Raw genomic sequence first — 16,150 nt, forward strand, 5'->3', positions numbered from 1 at the left:
AGAAAGTAAGGTAAAGAATCAACGATTGATTATACGAGCAGCGGCCAAGGCCTTTCTGCCTTTATTATTTTTTCTGTTCGTCCTGAGGCTGCTGTTCCTGCTGCTGACGGGCTGCAGCGGAATTGGAATCAATCAGGCTCTGCCGGTTTTTCTTCAGGCTGTCCAGCACGTTTTCCATGTTTGTTTCCACGTACTTCAGTACATCAGTGGCATAGGTCACAGAGCTGGTGCGCAGTTCATCGGCCGATTTATTGGCAGAGGAAATCACTTCATTAGCTCTTTCCTGGGCCTGTTTGACCAGTTCGCTTTCTTCCGTAATGCGGGCAATATAGTCCTTTGCCTGCGCTACCGTGTCTTCCGCCTTCTTTTCGGCATCCAGCATAATCCGTTCCTTATCGGCAACAATTCTTCTTGCACTTTCCAGTTCATTAGGCAGGGACTGGTTGATGGCATCAATCAGCCGTTCCACCTCATCCTTATCCACCATTTTCTTATTGGTGAACGGCACCTCGCTGGCATTGTTAATGACATTTTCAAGTTCTTCAAGAAGTTTTCTTGTATCCATAATCGGCAGCCTCATTTCTTAATAGAATTTACTTTCCTTTTTATCATTTCCTGGACAAAGGGCGGCACCATGGAGGTCACATCTCCATTAAAATGAGCCAGCTCCCGGACGCCGGTAGAAGAAAGATAGGAATAACGGCCGTCCGTCATAAAAAATGCTGTTTCCAGGGTGGGATCAATCTTTTTTATCATCAGGGCTCTCTGGAATTCATATTCAAAATCGCTGAATGCCCGGAGTCCCCGGATCAGGAGATGGCAGTTCTTTTTTGCCGCATATTCATTGAGAAGCCCATCAAAAGCATCCACTTCCACATTGGGGATATCCTTCGTGGTTTCCTTCAGCATGGCAATGCGTTCTTCCGTAGTAAACATGTAGTGCTTTGTGGGGTTTAAAAAAGCCGCCACAATCAGCTTGTCCACAAGGCCGGCGCTTCTTCTGATAATGTCAAGATGACCATAGGTGACCGGATCAAAACTTCCGGGGCATATAGCTAATTTCATTCAAACCTTCTCCTCATTATCTGCACTGCAGATAACTTACAACAATGGCCCCCACTTTTTTCTCTTTCCACAACTGGCATTTTCCCTGGAAAAGAGACAAATCAGGCGGTTCGGATACAGAGTGTTCTGCAATAATGATGGCTTCTTCTGCCGGAAGGTCACAATCGAATACCTCCTGCAGAACCTCATTGATATATCCCTTCCTGTAAGGCGGGTCCATGAAAATATAGTCAAATTTCTGTCCCCGGAGCGTTTTCAGGGAGGAAGAAACATCTCCCTTCAGTATACGGCTCCGGTCTGCCACATGGCAGCGAAGCGCATTTTCCCTGATGATGGCACCGGTAGCTTTATCCAGGAATACCGCTTCTCCGGCGCCCCGGCTCAAAGCTTCCAGTCCCATGGCTCCGGTACCTGCAAAAATATCAAGTACCTTTGTCTCCAGGATGCCTACATTGGCAAGTACGTTGAAAACGCTTTCCCTCACCCTTCCCAGGGTGGGTCTGGTATTCCGACCCTCAGGAGACGACAGCAGCGTGCCCTTGGCGTTTCCTCCGATAATTCTCATGTGTTCTACCTCATTTTCATCATGCAGAAAAGAATTCCTTCTTTCCACACTTATGTTCATTATAGCATAAACGGCTATGTAAATCGCCGGTGAGTTCAAATTTTTTATGGCTGAAATAGTTCTCTATCCGACTTGATGCCGCTGTGTATCATGGCGGCAGGAAATTTTTCGCTAATAGTTTCCTGCCGGCCTGGCACTGCTGTTTCTCATCTCAATAGGTTTCGGACTCCGCCTTTTTGGCTCGGGTCATAAGAATTTCCAGAGCTTCCCTGGCGTTATGGTCACCTTTAATCAGATGGCATACTTCTTCCGTAATAGGCATGTCGATATGTTCCCGCAGGGCGATTTCGTGAACCAGACGGGCCGTACGAATTCCTTCTACCACCATGTTGGTGCTTTTGCTGATTTCATCAGCAGTCATTCCTTTGGCCATCATCATGCCAGCCCGGTGATTGCGGCTGTGGATGCTGGTGCAGGTGCATACCAGATCCCCCATGCCGGAGAGGCCGAAGAAAGTGGTCATCTGGGCACCGAAATGAACACCGAACCTGGTCATTTCCACCAGTCCTCTGGTCATAAGGGCAGCCCGGCAGTTGTCGCCAAGGCCGATGCCGTCAAGAACACCGCAGGCCAGCGCCATAATATTCTTCAATGCACCGCCATATTCCACGCCCCGTATATCATCGCTGCGATATACCCGGAAAACAGGGCTCATATACAGGTCCTGCACAATCTGCACCGCTTCCGGCACAGCCGAGGCAGCCACCGTGGCGCAGGGAAGCCCGATTCCCACTTCTTCCGCATGATTGGGTCCGGAAAGGGCCACAATCTTATCGGTAATACCAGCCACTTCCTTCGTAATTCCTTCTGAAAGGCGATGGCCTTCATTGTCTGCCAGTCCCTTGGACGCGCATACCACCACCGCATCTTTCATGAGCCAGGGCTTCAGCCGGGCTGCCATATCCTCTACCACATGAGAAGGAGTGCAGATAATGACACAGCCTGCTCCTTCCACTGCTTCCTCCAGGTCGCTTGTAATGCGGATTTTTTCAGGAATGTGGGCCCCCGGCAGGTATTCTCCATTTTCCCGGGTCTTCCTCATTTCTTCTGCTCTAGCGGGGTTCCTGCAGTACATAATCAGATCATTATTCCGTCCGGCCAGTTCGATCATCATGGCAGTACCCCATCCGCCGGCTCCAATCATTGCAATTTTCAAAGGTATTACCTCTTTTCCCTGGTAATAGGCTTCTCTTCACCTCTCAGAAGCCTTCCAATATTATCTTTATGTTTTCCAATGACAATCACAGCTGCCAGGGCACCGAAAGCCACATATTCCAGTGGTTCTCCTTCTATCAGCATGACAAGGGGCACCACCGGTGCGGCCAGAATAGATCCCAGCGAAACAATATGTTTCCACTTGAAAATAGCAAGCCACACCAGAAAGGCTGCCAGCACGGCAGGAGCGCAGATATAGGTAAAAGCCCCTACGCCGCAGGCCACGCCTTTGCCGCTTTTAAAATGAAGAAATACAGACCAGTCATTGCCGATAATAGCAAATACGGCGCAGAGAAGCACAATCACCGGATCAGGCATCCCCAGATGCACCGCAATGAAACCTTTCATGAAATCACAGATAAAGACGGCCAGTCCTGCCTTCACCCCTAATTCCCTGTAAGCATTGGTGGCACCGATATTTCCGCTCCCCACTTTCTTCAGGTTCACACCGTAAAATACACGGCCAATGATATAGCCGCTGGGGATGGCCCCTATGAAATAAGCCAGCACAATCCACAGGATGGATTCCATCAATCGTCGCCACCGTCCTTTTTGCTCCGTACCACAATGCGAATGGGCGTCCCCTCGAAGCTGAAGGCCTCCCGAAGTTTGTTTTCAATAAAGCGAACATAGGAAAAATGAATCAGGTTAGCATCATTCACGAACATCACAAATGTAGGCGGCCGCACGCCCACCTCTGTCATGTAATAAATCTTCGCTACCCTGCCGGAATGGGCGGGCGGCGGATTGATCATTTTCGCATCTTCCAGAAGGTCATTCAGTACCGAAGTGGATACACGAAGATTCTGCTGCTCTGCTACGTTGTAAATTAGATCCCCAAGACGATGGATTCTCTGTTTGGTCTTAGCCGATCCGAAAAGCATGGGCGCATAGGGAGCAAAAGGAAGACCATTTCTGATTTCCTTTTCAAACTCATTGATTGTATGTTCATCCTTTGCAATGGAATCCCATTTATTGACAAAAAGAATCAGTCCCTTGCCGGCTTCATGGATGTAGCCGATAATTTTCTTGTCCTGCTCCGTCAGCTTGTCTTCCGCATCAATCACAAAAATAGCCACATCGCAGTTATCAATGGCACGAATGGAACGGATGACGCTGTATTTTTCCAGAGGTTCGTCTATTTTGCTCTTCTTCCTCATACCTGCCGTATCCACCAGAATAAAGGTCTTTCCCTTATAGGTCCAGAGAGAGTCCACCGCATCTCTGGTGGTTCCCATTTCATCAGCCACCAGGGATCGTTCATAGCCCAGAAGGGAATTGATAAGGGTGGATTTGCCCACGTTCGGACGGCCTACAATGGCCGTGCGGATAATATCTTCCGATTCCTCTTCCTTCAGGTTGGGGAATCCTTCGGTGATCCGGTCCAGCAGGTCACCGAAATTCAGCCGGTTCACTGCAGAAATACCGATGGGATCCCCAAGCCCCAGCGAATAGAATTCGTACACATCCATTTCCTGGTTATCGCTGTCCACTTTATTCACTGCCAGCACCACAGGCTTGCCGGTCTTTCTGAGAAGTCCCGCAATGGTCTCATCATCGCTGGTCATCCCGGTCCTGGCATCCACCACGAACAGAATAACATCAGCCTCCTCCATGGCCAGCTCCGCCTGCTGACGAATGCCGCTGGAAATCTGGTCCTTCTCATTCCGAAATTCAATGCCGCCGGTATCAATCAGGGTAAATTCCTTATCAAGCCATTTCACATCGCAGTAAATTCTGTCTCGAGTTACACCGGGGATATCCTCCACGATTGATACGCGCCGCTGGGCCAGTCCATTAATCAGCGTGGATTTGCCCACGTTCGGCCTGCCTACAATGGCAACGAGAGGTTTGCTCATAAGTCCCCATCCTTTCTATATGTAAAATCAAATATATTATCATAACCGTCTTGGAGCAACACTTCTCCATTTTTGTTATACTGTATTGAAATTGTATGACGGATGGAGGTTTATGTCAAGGAAAATGGTTTCCTGCCCGCTATGACACATCTGTGATTCATCGCGGCAGGAAACAGTTCCCAAGTAGTTTTCTGTCCGGCCCGGCACCGCTGCTATGCACCACGGCAGAAAACTTTTCACCAATGGTTTCCTGTCCGGACTGGCACCGCTGCTATGCACCGCGGCAGGAAACTTTTCACCAATGGGTTCCTGCCCGGCTTGTCGCTTCTGCTGTTCACCACCACAAGAAACTTTTCGCAAAGGGTTTCTCATCGGACCCATGGTTTCTATCATCCGCCACAGGAGATTTATTCCAGCCAATAAAAAAAGCCGCCCCGAAGGGCAGCTTCTTTATTATTCTTATTCTTCAGCCGGAGCTTCTTTATGGGAAGGAGCTTCTTCCAGTGCGAAGGAGATTCTTCTGCGGCCTTCATCAATGTTGATGATGCGGACTTTGAGTTCGTCTCCTACCTGGCAGATATCGCCCGGTTTCTTGTTGTGGTCATCGGTCATTTCGTTGATGTGGAGAAGACCGGTGAGGCCGTCATCCAGTTCTACAATAACGCCGAATTCAAGAATCTTAACGACCTTGGCATCCACAATATCATCTACTTCATGATCATGGATAGCTGTTTCCCAGGGATTGGGGAGGCAGTCCTTGTGGCTGAAGGAGATTCTCTGTTTTTCACGATCGAAGGATTTGATTTTGACATCAATTTCCTGTTCCGGTTTGAGAACATCTTCGACCTTGGCAATCTTTTTCCAGGAAATATCGGAAATATGGAGAAGGCCTTCTACGCCGTTGATACCAACGAATGCGCCGTAAGGCATAATCTTCTTTACAGTGCCTTTGAGAACGTCGCCGTTTTCATAAGCTTTTTCGATAACATCCATTTCTGCATTTCTTTCATCTTCCAGAACGGCTTTGCGGGAAAGAACCAGTCTGTTCTTAGCGCGGTCCACTTCCAGAATCTTAGCCTGGAAAGTCTTGCCTACCAGGTTCTGCAGGGAATGAACGAAGCGGAGATCGCCCTGGGACAGGGGAATGAATCCGCGGAGAGATTTAATCTGAACAAGCAGACCAACTTTAATGGCTTCAATACCTTCGCATTCAACGGGTTCACCTTTTTCGAATGCTTCTTCGACTACATCCCAGTCAGCGAGACGGTCTACTTTAATCTTAGATACGTAAATTGTGCTATCTTCTTTAACTCCGCTGACGATCTGAACACGGAGAGTGTCACCAATTTTCAGCACATCTTTCAGGGATGCCGGTGCCGGGTAGGAATATTCATGTGCAAGAAGAACAGCTTCTGTCTTATATCCGAAAGAGATATAAGCCTTGTCGTCGGTGAGATCTACAACCTTACCTTCAACGACGCTGCCTTTGTGTACATCCAGGTTCATTTCCTCCTGATCCAGCATTTCCTTCATGTTTTCCATAATACAAACTACCTCCTCTATGATCCAGTCCGGTGTGGATGCACCGGCGGTGATGCCAATCTTGTCCCGACTGTGGAACCAGCTCGGTTTTAGTTCCCCAGCCGTTTCGATATGATACGTCCTGGCTCCCTCTTCCCCGCAGATTTCCGCAAGTCTTGAGGTGTTGGCGCTGTTGCGCCCGCCTATGACAATCATCACATCTACTCTATCCGCCAGCTCACGAGCCGCCTGCTGCCGCTGCATGGTTGCGTCACAAATGGATTTGTTGACGTGAAGGTTTTTCACCTTTTTCCCCAGCGCTTCGACAAGCCGGTCGGCCAAGACAGCTGAAAATGTGGTCTGAGTGACTATATAGGCTTCATCCAGTGGCGGGAGTGCATCTACATCTTCCATGGTTTCTACCTGGTAAGAATGTCCCACCGCCCATTCAGCCACACTCTTCATTTCAGGGTGCCTTTTTTCACCGATGAGTATAACCTGCTTTCCGTCTTCCACCAGTCGATGAGCCATCTCCTGGTTCCTTCTGACGAAAGGACAGGTTGCGTCCATTAGGGCCAGATTTTTGCACTTAAGCATATTATAACACGAAGGCCCCACTCCGTGCGAGCGAATTATTACAGTTTCGTCAGTGAGACCGTCGAAATTGTCCACTGCCGGTATGCCCCGCTGAGCCAGCTTTTCCACTACCTGGGGATTATGAATGATGGGTCCGAAGGTAACGGCTTTGATGCCGGAATCTGCGGCTTTTTCGGCAATTTTCAGCGCTCTTCTCACGCCGTAGCAAAATCCCATCACCTTTGACTTGTAAATTTCCATAGGTTATGTACCTTTTCTTTCGTCTGCTATAATCAGACTTATTGTATTGCTATAAAAAAAATCAATATCTATGAAATTAGCTTTTAAAAGGAATCCTATCCTTTTTTCCTTCCATAGTCCTCTATCATAGCCTGAATCCTCTGCTTCACCAGTTCATCCAAAGCTGCTGTATTTCTATCATCAGGCTTGGCTTTTCTGACCGGTATGGGTTTCCCTATAACTACGGCCAGAGGACCTTTTTTTACAGGCAGAGGCTCGGCACCGATAATGGCTACCGGAAGGATGGGTGTGCCGGTGAGGATGGCCAGAAACGCCATGCCCGGATGAAAGCGGCCCAGTGCCTTTCCATGGACAAAACCGCCTTCCGGAAATATGCAGAGCACCTGTCCCTTCTTCAATTCCGCAAGGCTTCTCCGAATGGCAGTCATGTCAGCACTGTTTCTTTTCACAGGAAAAGCGCCCAGATATCGAATCAGCCGGCCAAAAAGAGGATTTCTGAAGAGCTCCGATTTAGCCATGAAACTGATTCTTCTCTTCTCCATGGCTATTCCCACAAGGGGCGGATCGAAATAGCTCTTGTGATTGGCTGCTGCAATCACCGCCCCCTTGTCCGGTATATTTTCCCTGCCTTCCACATGAAGGCCATACAGGCTGAAGAAGAAATAGAGCAGGGCCCTGATGATCTGATATCCCATAGTACCTCTTGCCGCTGGACTTTCGTGTTCAGGAAACTTTCTTCATATAGTCATCCATAAGTTTCTGGATGCGTCCTTTGATTTCATCATTTATCTCTGCCACCAGCTTATCATCGGGCCGCTGCTTCCTGACAGGCACCGGTTTTCCGATAAGCACGGCCAGAGGCCCTTTCCTGTGAGGCAGAAACCGGGAACCCACCACTGCCACCGGGATGATCGGAGTGCCCGTCATCAGTGCCAGAGAGGCCATGCCCGAGTGGAACCGTCCCAAACCATCCTTTTTAATCCGGGTGCCTTCCGGAAATATGCCCAGCGGATTGCCGGCCTTGATTTCCCGGATGGCCTGCCTTATGGCCGTGCGGTCCACAGTCCCCCTTTTCACGGGGAACGTGCCGAACTGACGAATGAGCCAGCCGAAAAGGGGGTTCTTAAAGAGTTCTTCTTTAGCCATATAATGGATAATTCTTGTATTAAAGGCCACGCCGATGAGAGGCGGATCCCAGTCGCTTTTGTGATTAGGCGCCACAATGACGGCACCGGTAGAGGGCACGTTTTCCCTGCCTTCCACATGAAGGCCGAAGAGACCGAAAAAAATAAAATTAAGAAGAGCCCTTACAATTTTATATCCCATAGGACCTCCTAAGCATCAAAGCCGGGGAATCTGCTGCGGCAGATATGAATAATGGCTTCTGCCGTACCTTCCAGGGTAAGATCGCCATTATCCAGAAGCACCGCATCTTCTGCCTGTTTCAGCGGAGAAATATCCCGATGGCTGTCCAGGTAATCCCGGCGGCTGATTTCCTTTTCCACATCTTCCATGGTCATTTCCGGATGGCCTTCAGTAAGTTCCTTGAACCGGCGCACCGCCCTGGTATGAACAGAGGCGGTGAGGAAAATCTTCACATCTGCCTTTGGCAGAACTGTCGTACCGATATCTCTGCCGTCCAGCACGATGCCGCCTTTTTCCGCCTGTTTCCGCTGGATAGCCACCATGGCTGTCCTCACGCCGCCAATGGCGGATACTTCTGATACATGGCCCGACACTTCCGGCGTGCGGATATAGGGAGTTACGTCCTTTCCATCCACAATGACATGCATCACATCCTTATCGGGCTTGACTTCCATATCCAGTTTTTCCGTCATGGACACGATATCTTCCGGTCTTTCCAGTTTCCTTTCCAGAGCCTCATAGGTTACGGCCCGGTACATGGCACCGGTATCCAGATAGGCATATCCCAGCCTGGCAGCCAGAATTTTGGAAACGCTGCTCTTCCCTGCACCAGCAGGGCCGTCAATAGCAATAGATAATTTTTTCATGATAACTCCTTTACCGCAGACAGAGCGGCCAGATGGCCCGTGGAAAAGGCAGCCTGCAGATTATATCCGCCGGTGAAAGCATGGATATCAAGCACCTCTCCTGCCATATATACATGTTTACAGATTTTGGATTCCATGGTGGATGGATTGATTTCTTTCACTGATACGCCGCCGGCCGTGACAATGGCTTCTGAAAGGGGCCTTGTGCCTGTAATCGTTAAGGGCAGATGCTTCAATACCCCCGCCAGTTTCAGCCGGTCCCCTTTTTTCAGATCGCTTACCGGAAGATCCCGGGGAATGCCGGAAAGTCTGAGTACCACATCAATCATCCTGTGGGGCATGAGGTCTACCAGGGCAGAGGTCATCTGCTTCAAATGATATTTTTCAAAATCCCGGAGAAGCCTTTTATCCAGGACCTCCAGAGACAGTGCCGGTTTCAGGTCGATGGCTCCCTTTACGTCATGGCCCTGGGAAAGCCACAGGGACACTTTGTCTGAAAGGGAGAGCACAATGGGGCCGGAAACGCCGAAATGGGTAAAAAGCATTTCACCGAATTCTTCCGCTTTGCGCCTTCCTCCGCCATCTACGGAAAAAGTCACATTCTTTAAGGAAATCCCCTGCAGCTCCTTCGGCCACGCCTCACTGCATACAAGGGGGATCAGCGCCGGCCGGATAGCAGTCACCTTATGGCCGATTTCCCGGGCCATGGCATAGCCGTCACCGGTAGAGCCGGTGCGGGGGTAGGAAGCGCCGCCGGTGGTTAAAATCACGGCATCCGCCTCATAGGTTCCCTTATCAGTGGAAAGGCCTGTGACCTTTCCTTCTTTCTGCAGGATATGGCGCACCGGTTCCTCCAGATGGAGATCCACCTTTTCCTGATGGAGAAGCTTCATAAATAAATGGCGCACTTCCTGGGCATCATCGCTCTTTGGAAATACACGGCCTCCCCTTTCCACCTTGGTGGCAAGGCCCCATGAATGAAAGAGGGAAAGCAGGTCTTCGTTATTGAATTTTTCATAGGCACTGTAAAGGAATTTGCCATTCCCCGGGGTTTTGGCAATGAAATCCATAATGGGCGCACTATTGGTCAAATTGCAGCGTCCCTTTCCCGTAATGCCCATCTTCAGTCCCACCTTGGGCATTTTTTCAAACAGGGATACCGACGCTCCCTCATGGGCAGCAGTCACCGCCGCCATGAGACCTGCCACCCCGCCGCCGATGACGGCCACTTTTCTACCGGTAGAGCTCATATAATTTTCTGACCTCCTCGCTGGTAAGCCTGCGGCTCATGCCTCTGGAAAGGCCCTCCGGCGTCAGGAAGGCATAGCCCGTCCTCACCAGACCGAAAACAGGGTAATGATAAGCCGCCATCATTTTTCTGATTTCCCGGTTTTTCCCTTCATGAAGCACCATTTTGACCTTTGTCTTATTCTTTTCCTTATCATAGCCCAGCACTTCGATTTCACAGGGAGCCGTAATCCCGGTGTCAATACGTACGCCCCGGGACATTTTATCCGCCAGCTTCGGAGAATACCGGCCCCGTACAGTTACTTCATAGGTTTTTGTCACTTCGTGGCTCGGATGGGTAAGGATATAGTCCAGATCTCCGTCATTGGTCATGATGAGAAGGCCTTCGGAATGATAATCCAGCCGTCCCACCGGGAAAATCCGCTCCCGCACAGTACGGAAATAGTCCATCACCGTCCGCCGTCCCTGGGGATCGGAAACAGAGGTAATCACATTGTCCGGTTTATAAAAGAGGAAATATTTCTTCTTCTCCGGTTTGACCAGGGTGCCCATGGCTTCAATCCGATCTTTGACCGGATCCGCTTCACTGCCCAGTTCCTTCACTACCTGGCCATTCACCTTCACCTGCCCTGCCAGAATCAGCTCTTCCGCTTTCCTTCTTGAACAGACGCCGGCATGGCTCAATATTTTCTGCAAACGTTCTTTCAAAATAATTCTCCTTCATCCGGTTTTCCGGACCATCGAGTTTTCAGCTCACTTACATCATTCAGGCCTGTAGCCTGCAGGAAACGGCGGGTGGTGCCATACAGAATGGGCCGCCCCGGCACATCCAGCCTGCCCCGTTCCTCCACCAGATCCTTCTCCATGAGGAGGGAAATCACCCGGCCTGCCGATACGCCTCGTATTTTTTCTATTTCCACCCGGGTCACAGGCTCCCTTAAAGCGATGACCGCCAGCGTTTCCAGTGCCGCCGCCGAAAGGGGCGTCTGTTTTCCCAGAAGAGAAGAAAGCCATGAATCATATTCTTTCTTTGTGGCCAGCCCGTATCCTGCCCCTGTGTGGTGCAGGGTAATGCCTGAATCTGCCCGGTCATAGCGGGCTTTCAAATATTCCAGCCCCTTTTCCACGCTCACCGTATCTTCTCCCAGGGCCCGGGCCAGCTCCTTCAGCGTTGCCGGTGTGCCCCGGGCAAAGAGAAAGGCTTCTATCAGGGGCGAGAGCGCCGCCGCACCTTTCATAAACTGCCTCCTTTAATCACAAGTCCCTCCGCTGCCTCTTCCACTCTGGCCTTCCCCAGCCGGATAAGCTCAAGAAGGGCCAGAAAGGCCACTGCCAGACGGAGTCTCGTCTTCATTTTCTTCAGATAACCGGTCATCATGACCCATGGTTTCATCTCAAGCGTCCTTTCCCATCCTTCTATTTCCCTGTCCAGGGAAACTTCCTCTGACGGAAGAATCCGTTCCTCCTCTTCCTCCAGAGAATCATAGAGGGAAAGAAATGCCGCCTGCAGCCGTGAAAGGGAAATTTTCCCTTGAAAGACAGAAGTCCTGAATACTTCCGGTTCCCTTCCCCGATAAGGGCTCTCCTCTTCCATGAGCGCCTCGATGCGGGCTTTCACTTCCTTCATCCGCTTAAACTCTTCCAGGGACCGGGAAAGTTCCTGCCGGGGATCCTCGGATTCATCCATTTCCTCCCGCCTTTTTTCGGGAAGGAGCATGCGGGATTTGATAAGAATGAGGGTGGACGCCATGGCAAAGAAGCTGCTTCCCAGATCCAGGTTGAACTGCCGTGCCGATTCCAGATACGCCAGGTACTGATCCGTAATCAGATGGATAGGAATATCGTGGATATCGATCCTGTTCTTTGTCACCAGATGCAGAAGCAGGTCCAGGGGCCCTTCAAAAAGAGGAATATTCACTTGGTAATTGTCTGCTGCAGCTTCTCCCATATCTTTTCCTTCACATAATATTTGATGAAAGGGCACACTCACCCATCATGCTTTATACATAGTACCACAGATGGGGAGGGAGTCAACCACCCACTTAGAAAAGCGAAGCCCTTCATGATATGCCCTGCGGGCATGAAGGTTGACGAGCCTTCGGTCTGAAGGTTCTTAAGGTTCTTAGGTTTGACATCCCTTCGGGCTGAAGGTTGTTGTATCGCCGCCTTTGGCGGCGATGAGTATAAAGCCTTCGTTACGAGATTTACATTTGTATCACCAGTGCTGCATGACAAAGAGCAAACGCCTCCTTCCTCTGGAAGGCAGAAGTCCTGCAGAGGGCTTCTGAGTCGGGCTATTATTCGAGTATAGCCCGCACACTAAGCGATCACCTTGATGCCCGGCCGTCGGTGGCGCCTAAAGGGTGGCAAAGGAACTGGATTCGTAGGGGAGCATAGGGACCCGAGAATCCAGTGACATGCTTTCCCGTGGAGAAACGACTCACTATGATTTGCGCGTCGCTATCGCTCCTTCATCCTCTGCTGTCACTGACTCACTGGATTTTCAGGTCGTTGGCACTCCCCTACAAATCCAGTTCGCTAGTGCAACTCATGTCCGCTGTGCACGCCATTAGGCGACGGAGGAGGAGCGTGGATTGGACGATAGAAATCAGGCTGCTTGCAAAAGAGCTGTGAAGAAATGAATAACATTTCCTCACAGCTCTTTTTATCTATGCAGCTTACCGTTTTTATTCCATGTTCTCCTTCATCTTTTCCACCGCTTCTACAGAAAGTCCGGTTCCCTTTGCCACGTCATCCACAGAAAGGCCCATGGTGAGTAAGCGAATGGCAGTTCTGCTCAAAGCTCTGTTTTCTCCTTCTTTAAGTCCTTCTTCACGGCCTAAAACACGTCCCTCTTCACGTCCCAAAACGCGCCCTTCATTCATTGCCTCTTCTGAAATATTCAAGCTCAGGTTGCACATGGTAGTCATCTCCTTTTCCATGTCTGGTGTCATATCTATACCATACTCCTGCTCCAGGACTTCTTTTTTGGAATCAAAGGACCTTTTCCGTTCATTAAAAAGAACCTGCAGCAGGTGAATCAGTTTATCCTTATCTGCTTTTTACCAAGACTGATAACAACTATATTGGGTAAATCGTAGTTTTCTGCCGCTTCCTTATACCGGTGGAGCAGGTGTTTTTCTTCCAGCTTGTAATAGTTAATATAGCTGTTTCCACTGGGGGAATCCATGCATATCCAGATGGAATAGACTTTCTTAATACTATTATAGTCCTTCTCTTCAAATTCCCGTTCCTTTTGTGAGGAAATCAGGCGGCAGACGTAGAAGACAGCCCGTTTCATCAAATGATAACCTAAAGTGGATTCCACCTGCGTACGCTGAGCCTCCACGTTGATAATCAGTGTGATGGGCTCCCCTGTTCCCGGTGCGCGGGCATGGAAGAGGATGTCGTAGGTAATATATCCTTCCTTTGGCGCCCCATCTTCATTCCGGTCGCCCTTGATTTGAGACGGTACCGCATTAGTCAATCCCGGGTTTACAGGAATATTTCCTACCTGCGGCGCCCCTTCGATGTATTTTTCTGCAATATCCGCCGTACTGACATCGTGAAATTCCGGGACCACCTTTTTCACGATTTCCGCCAGCAGCTTCCGACTGGCCAGGAGCCGCTTGGCGTGCTGGTCATATTGTGCGTTATTGTAGCCGTATAGGGAATCCATCATACTTTCCGTTATGATAAATCGCTGTTCCTTCATGGATTCGCCCCATTTCCCTACCCTCATTTTACGGAAATTTAGAAGGAGAAGCAAGAAATAATTGCGCCATTACAGACCTTTCGAAATGACGATAAGCGGCCCGCCCCCATTGTCATCTCGAGCGGAGATATATGCCGATATGAACCCCTAAGTTTCATGTCGGCAGTGAAACGGAGCCCCGAGATCTCCTGACACAATACACTGGAACACAGGCCCGGCTGCTTTCTATCCACTATCCTCCACGCCACGAAAAAGGGGCTGTGAAAAAATGTTTAATCATTTCTTCACAGCCCCTCTTTTGCTGGCAGTCATGAGTTCAGTGTCTGCATGGTCTACGGCCGCTGCTGCACCTGGGAAGCAATGATTTCCTTGCAGATTCTGATTTCATACGAATTTTCATGTCATACCGCGTCGTAGAATTCCTTAAATAGTTACTATTTTCGTTATTCTACTCCTTGTCTGCCATAAAAATTCTAGAATGAAATCAGAAAGCAATGAAATCACTGCGCCCCTGCACGACGGCGCGCGCCAGGCAGGATGCTCCCGTCATTTCTGCCGTGATAGATGGCTAGGTCCTGGATTTCTCTGTTATTTTTAGATTTACCTTCCCGGCCTGGTCAGGTAGGGAAGAAAAGCGGTACCATTTTCTACTTTCCTTCACTCCATAGAATCATTTCTTATGCGCGCTTGGAAACATATGGAGTGATTTTCTGTAGAACTGCGGGCTTTTCATGTCCCTCTACTATATACACACCGCGAGAATGAAAAATGAGAAGTAGGAAATGGAAAATTTTGATGAGAACTTTCTTTGTCATGCTAAAAGGGGGTTATGAAAAAAATAGCATCATTTCTTTCATAACCCCTTTAGCATGATATGATTATTCAGCTTAATTCCAATTCACCACGCAAAAAGGCAGAAAAGCCTATCAGGGGAGTCTCCAGGTAAGTTCAACCAATGAATCAGGCGTCCGCGCCTTGGCTCTCCCGCTTACGTGGGTGCTGCTCGGAACATGTCGTCAGAGAGAGGAAAGTCCTGCGAGCGCTCTTCCTTATTGCTTTTCTGTCTTCTGTTTTTTGGGTACTGCATTTTCTTCTGTCTATCATCGGCCGATTGTAGAAGAAGGGAGGATTGAAAAGTGGAATTTCCTGATGATTCTTCATTCCCCTGCCCTTCTCCTTACCGCGGATGTGGAGGATGGCCGTTTGGAAATCGGATTCATCGTCTCATGAGGTCTTTTCATCCCTCTATTATTAATATCGCAGAGGGTTCGATTTCTAGACCCCTTGAAAGAAAAAATTTTGAAAATTTATTTCAGTGTTCCTCAGTGCTTCCCTAGAAATGACAGAATCCTGATGGTGCTATCTGCATATCAAAGTAAAATTTTTAAGGAAGGTTGTGAAAAAGGGGTGCTTATGCAATATAAATGTATGGAGAAGGAAATCCGGAAACTCCATGGAAGGATTCTATTCCCCTCTGTCATGTATATCGCGAATATTCCGGCCGGAATGCAGCTTTGACAGAAAGGACGCCATGAATCCCTGTACAGGCTCCTGATTTTCCTCCCCGATTTTCCCGGGAAAATCGGAACGAATTCTGCAGATTCGTAAAAAGCAAGACAATCAAATAAAAACACGGATACCATCCCTTGCAGCATGAGCCCGCATTCCCGGACGACAAGTTCAAGGCGGCTGCAGGACTTTCCTGTATGCTCAGCGTTGACGCCTGATTCTGAGAGGCCTGCAATACTGTCTGGCAGGGATTTGTATCCGTGTTTTTGTGCTGTCATCTTTCCATACGCAAAAAAGGTATGAAGAAATGGTTGATATTTCTTCATGCCTTTTTTCCACTGTAAAAACTCCTGATTCGTCCCATGCTGATGCGCGGTAGGGCTCAGGCGCTCTGTTTCGATGAATCGGCCAGGAGCAGCCGCCGAAGCGGAATATCTGTGTCGTCAGGGAAAAGCAGGTATAGCCATAGTTGCCACCAGGATTTCTAGCAGGTTTTTCCTCAGGAGTTTTTATGAAGTTTTCGGCGCGCCGGAGAGGTGAAATT

General features: G+C 49.3%; 16 protein-coding genes. All 16 read right to left on the bottom strand.

What is annotated here, in order from left to right:
• Positions 1-64: 64 nt before the first annotated feature.
• The 16 genes from NW747_RS00555 to NW747_RS00630 all read right to left on the bottom strand — a co-directional run bounded on the left by NW747_RS00555 (position 65) and on the right by NW747_RS00630 (position 14,097).
• Positions 65-565 carry a hypothetical protein gene (locus NW747_RS00555; RefSeq protein WP_008860098.1) on the bottom strand — a complete coding sequence of 167 codons (501 nt, stop codon included), beginning with the start codon at positions 563-565 and terminating at the stop codon, positions 65-67.
• Positions 566-576: 11 nt separating this feature from the next.
• Positions 577-1,065: a pantetheine-phosphate adenylyltransferase gene (gene coaD / locus NW747_RS00560; protein ID WP_273187493.1), complete on the bottom strand. Its 489-nt coding sequence runs from the start codon at positions 1,063-1,065 to the stop codon at positions 577-579.
• 16 nt (positions 1,066-1,081) lie between these two features.
• Entirely contained in the window at positions 1,082-1,630 is a 549-nt protein-coding gene (rsmD, locus tag NW747_RS00565) for a 16S rRNA (guanine(966)-N(2))-methyltransferase RsmD (protein WP_273187495.1), read from the bottom strand.
• 211 nt (positions 1,631-1,841) lie between these two features.
• Positions 1,842-2,846, bottom strand: a complete 1,005-nt coding sequence (locus NW747_RS00570; protein WP_273187497.1) for an NAD(P)H-dependent glycerol-3-phosphate dehydrogenase — start codon at positions 2,844-2,846, stop codon at positions 1,842-1,844.
• Between the two features lie 5 nt (positions 2,847-2,851).
• Positions 2,852-3,436 (bottom strand): glycerol-3-phosphate 1-O-acyltransferase PlsY, encoded by a 585-nt coding sequence (plsY, locus tag NW747_RS00575; RefSeq protein ID WP_273188262.1) that lies wholly within the window; start codon positions 3,434-3,436, stop codon positions 2,852-2,854.
• Positions 3,436-4,764: a ribosome biogenesis GTPase Der gene (der, locus tag NW747_RS00580; protein WP_273094793.1), complete on the bottom strand. Its 1,329-nt coding sequence runs from the start codon at positions 4,762-4,764 to the stop codon at positions 3,436-3,438. The genes plsY and der overlap by 1 nt, the downstream gene beginning before the upstream one ends.
• Positions 4,765-5,223: 459 nt before the next feature.
• Complete coding sequence (locus tag NW747_RS00585) at positions 5,224-7,122, bottom strand: bifunctional 4-hydroxy-3-methylbut-2-enyl diphosphate reductase/30S ribosomal protein S1 (RefSeq protein WP_273187499.1); 1,899 nt, start codon at positions 7,120-7,122, stop codon at positions 5,224-5,226.
• Positions 7,123-7,217: 95 nt separating this feature from the next.
• A complete protein-coding gene (locus NW747_RS00590) occupies positions 7,218-7,817 on the bottom strand; it encodes a lysophospholipid acyltransferase family protein (protein ID WP_273187502.1) in 600 nt (199 codons plus the stop codon).
• Positions 7,818-7,845: 28 nt separating this feature from the next.
• Positions 7,846-8,448, bottom strand: a complete 603-nt coding sequence (locus tag NW747_RS00595; RefSeq protein WP_273187504.1) for a lysophospholipid acyltransferase family protein — start codon at positions 8,446-8,448, stop codon at positions 7,846-7,848.
• An 8-nt stretch (positions 8,449-8,456) separates the two neighbouring features.
• Entirely contained in the window at positions 8,457-9,134 is a 678-nt protein-coding gene (cmk, locus tag NW747_RS00600) for a (d)CMP kinase (protein ID WP_008860089.1), read from the bottom strand.
• On the bottom strand, positions 9,131-10,384 hold the full coding sequence (locus NW747_RS00605; protein ID WP_273187507.1) for a BaiN/RdsA family NAD(P)/FAD-dependent oxidoreductase: 1,254 nt from the start codon (positions 10,382-10,384) through the stop codon (positions 9,131-9,133). The genes cmk and NW747_RS00605 overlap by 4 nt, the downstream gene beginning before the upstream one ends.
• Entirely contained in the window at positions 10,368-11,090 is a 723-nt protein-coding gene (locus NW747_RS00610; RefSeq protein WP_273094771.1) for a pseudouridine synthase, read from the bottom strand. Before NW747_RS00610 ends, NW747_RS00605 begins: the two co-directional genes overlap by 17 nt.
• A complete protein-coding gene (gene scpB / locus NW747_RS00615) occupies positions 11,087-11,620 on the bottom strand; it encodes an SMC-Scp complex subunit ScpB (RefSeq protein ID WP_008860086.1) in 534 nt (177 codons plus the stop codon). The genes NW747_RS00610 and scpB overlap by 4 nt, the downstream gene beginning before the upstream one ends.
• Entirely contained in the window at positions 11,617-12,330 is a 714-nt protein-coding gene (locus tag NW747_RS00620) for a segregation and condensation protein A (protein WP_273187509.1), read from the bottom strand. The genes scpB and NW747_RS00620 overlap by 4 nt, the downstream gene beginning before the upstream one ends.
• Before the next feature lie 739 nt (positions 12,331-13,069).
• Positions 13,070-13,336 carry an RpnC/YadD family protein gene (locus tag NW747_RS00625; RefSeq protein ID WP_273187511.1) on the bottom strand — a complete coding sequence of 89 codons (267 nt, stop codon included), beginning with the start codon at positions 13,334-13,336 and terminating at the stop codon, positions 13,070-13,072.
• Positions 13,337-13,422: 86 nt separating this feature from the next.
• Complete coding sequence (locus tag NW747_RS00630; protein WP_273187513.1) at positions 13,423-14,097, bottom strand: hypothetical protein; 675 nt, start codon at positions 14,095-14,097, stop codon at positions 13,423-13,425.
• Between the last annotated feature and the right edge of the window lie 2,053 nt (positions 14,098-16,150).

Source organism: Dialister succinatiphilus, assembly GCF_928721695.1.
In the GTDB taxonomy this organism is placed as follows: Bacteria; Bacillota; Negativicutes; order Veillonellales; family Dialisteraceae; genus Dialister; species Dialister succinatiphilus.

Bases quoted from the DNA above. Each gene is read 5' to 3' on its own strand.
- NW747_RS00555 (WP_008860098.1), bottom strand. From the start codon at position 565: ATGGATACAAGAAAACTTCTTGAAGAACTTGAAAATGTCATTAACAAT.
- coaD (WP_273187493.1), bottom strand. From the start codon at position 1,065: ATGAAATTAGCTATATGCCCCGGAAGTTTTGATCCGGTCACCTATGGT.
- rsmD (WP_273187495.1), bottom strand. From the start codon at position 1,630: ATGAGAATTATCGGAGGAAACGCCAAGGGCACGCTGCTGTCGTCTCCT.
- plsY (WP_273188262.1), bottom strand. From the start codon at position 3,436: ATGGAATCCATCCTGTGGATTGTGCTGGCTTATTTCATAGGGGCCATC.
- der (WP_273094793.1), bottom strand. From the start codon at position 4,764: ATGAGCAAACCTCTCGTTGCCATTGTAGGCAGGCCGAACGTGGGCAAA.
- NW747_RS00585 (WP_273187499.1), bottom strand. From the start codon at position 7,122: ATGGAAATTTACAAGTCAAAGGTGATGGGATTTTGCTACGGCGTGAGA.
- NW747_RS00590 (WP_273187502.1), bottom strand. From the start codon at position 7,817: ATGGGATATCAGATCATCAGGGCCCTGCTCTATTTCTTCTTCAGCCTG.
- NW747_RS00595 (WP_273187504.1), bottom strand. From the start codon at position 8,448: ATGGGATATAAAATTGTAAGGGCTCTTCTTAATTTTATTTTTTTCGGT.
- cmk (WP_008860089.1), bottom strand. From the start codon at position 9,134: ATGAAAAAATTATCTATTGCTATTGACGGCCCTGCTGGTGCAGGGAAG.
- NW747_RS00605 (WP_273187507.1), bottom strand. From the start codon at position 10,384: ATGAGCTCTACCGGTAGAAAAGTGGCCGTCATCGGCGGCGGGGTGGCA.
- scpB (WP_008860086.1), bottom strand. From the start codon at position 11,620: ATGAAAGGTGCGGCGGCGCTCTCGCCCCTGATAGAAGCCTTTCTCTTT.
- NW747_RS00620 (WP_273187509.1), bottom strand. From the start codon at position 12,330: ATGGGAGAAGCTGCAGCAGACAATTACCAAGTGAATATTCCTCTTTTT.
- NW747_RS00625 (WP_273187511.1), bottom strand. From the start codon at position 13,336: ATGACACCAGACATGGAAAAGGAGATGACTACCATGTGCAACCTGAGC.
- NW747_RS00630 (WP_273187513.1), bottom strand. From the start codon at position 14,097: ATGAAGGAACAGCGATTTATCATAACGGAAAGTATGATGGATTCCCTA.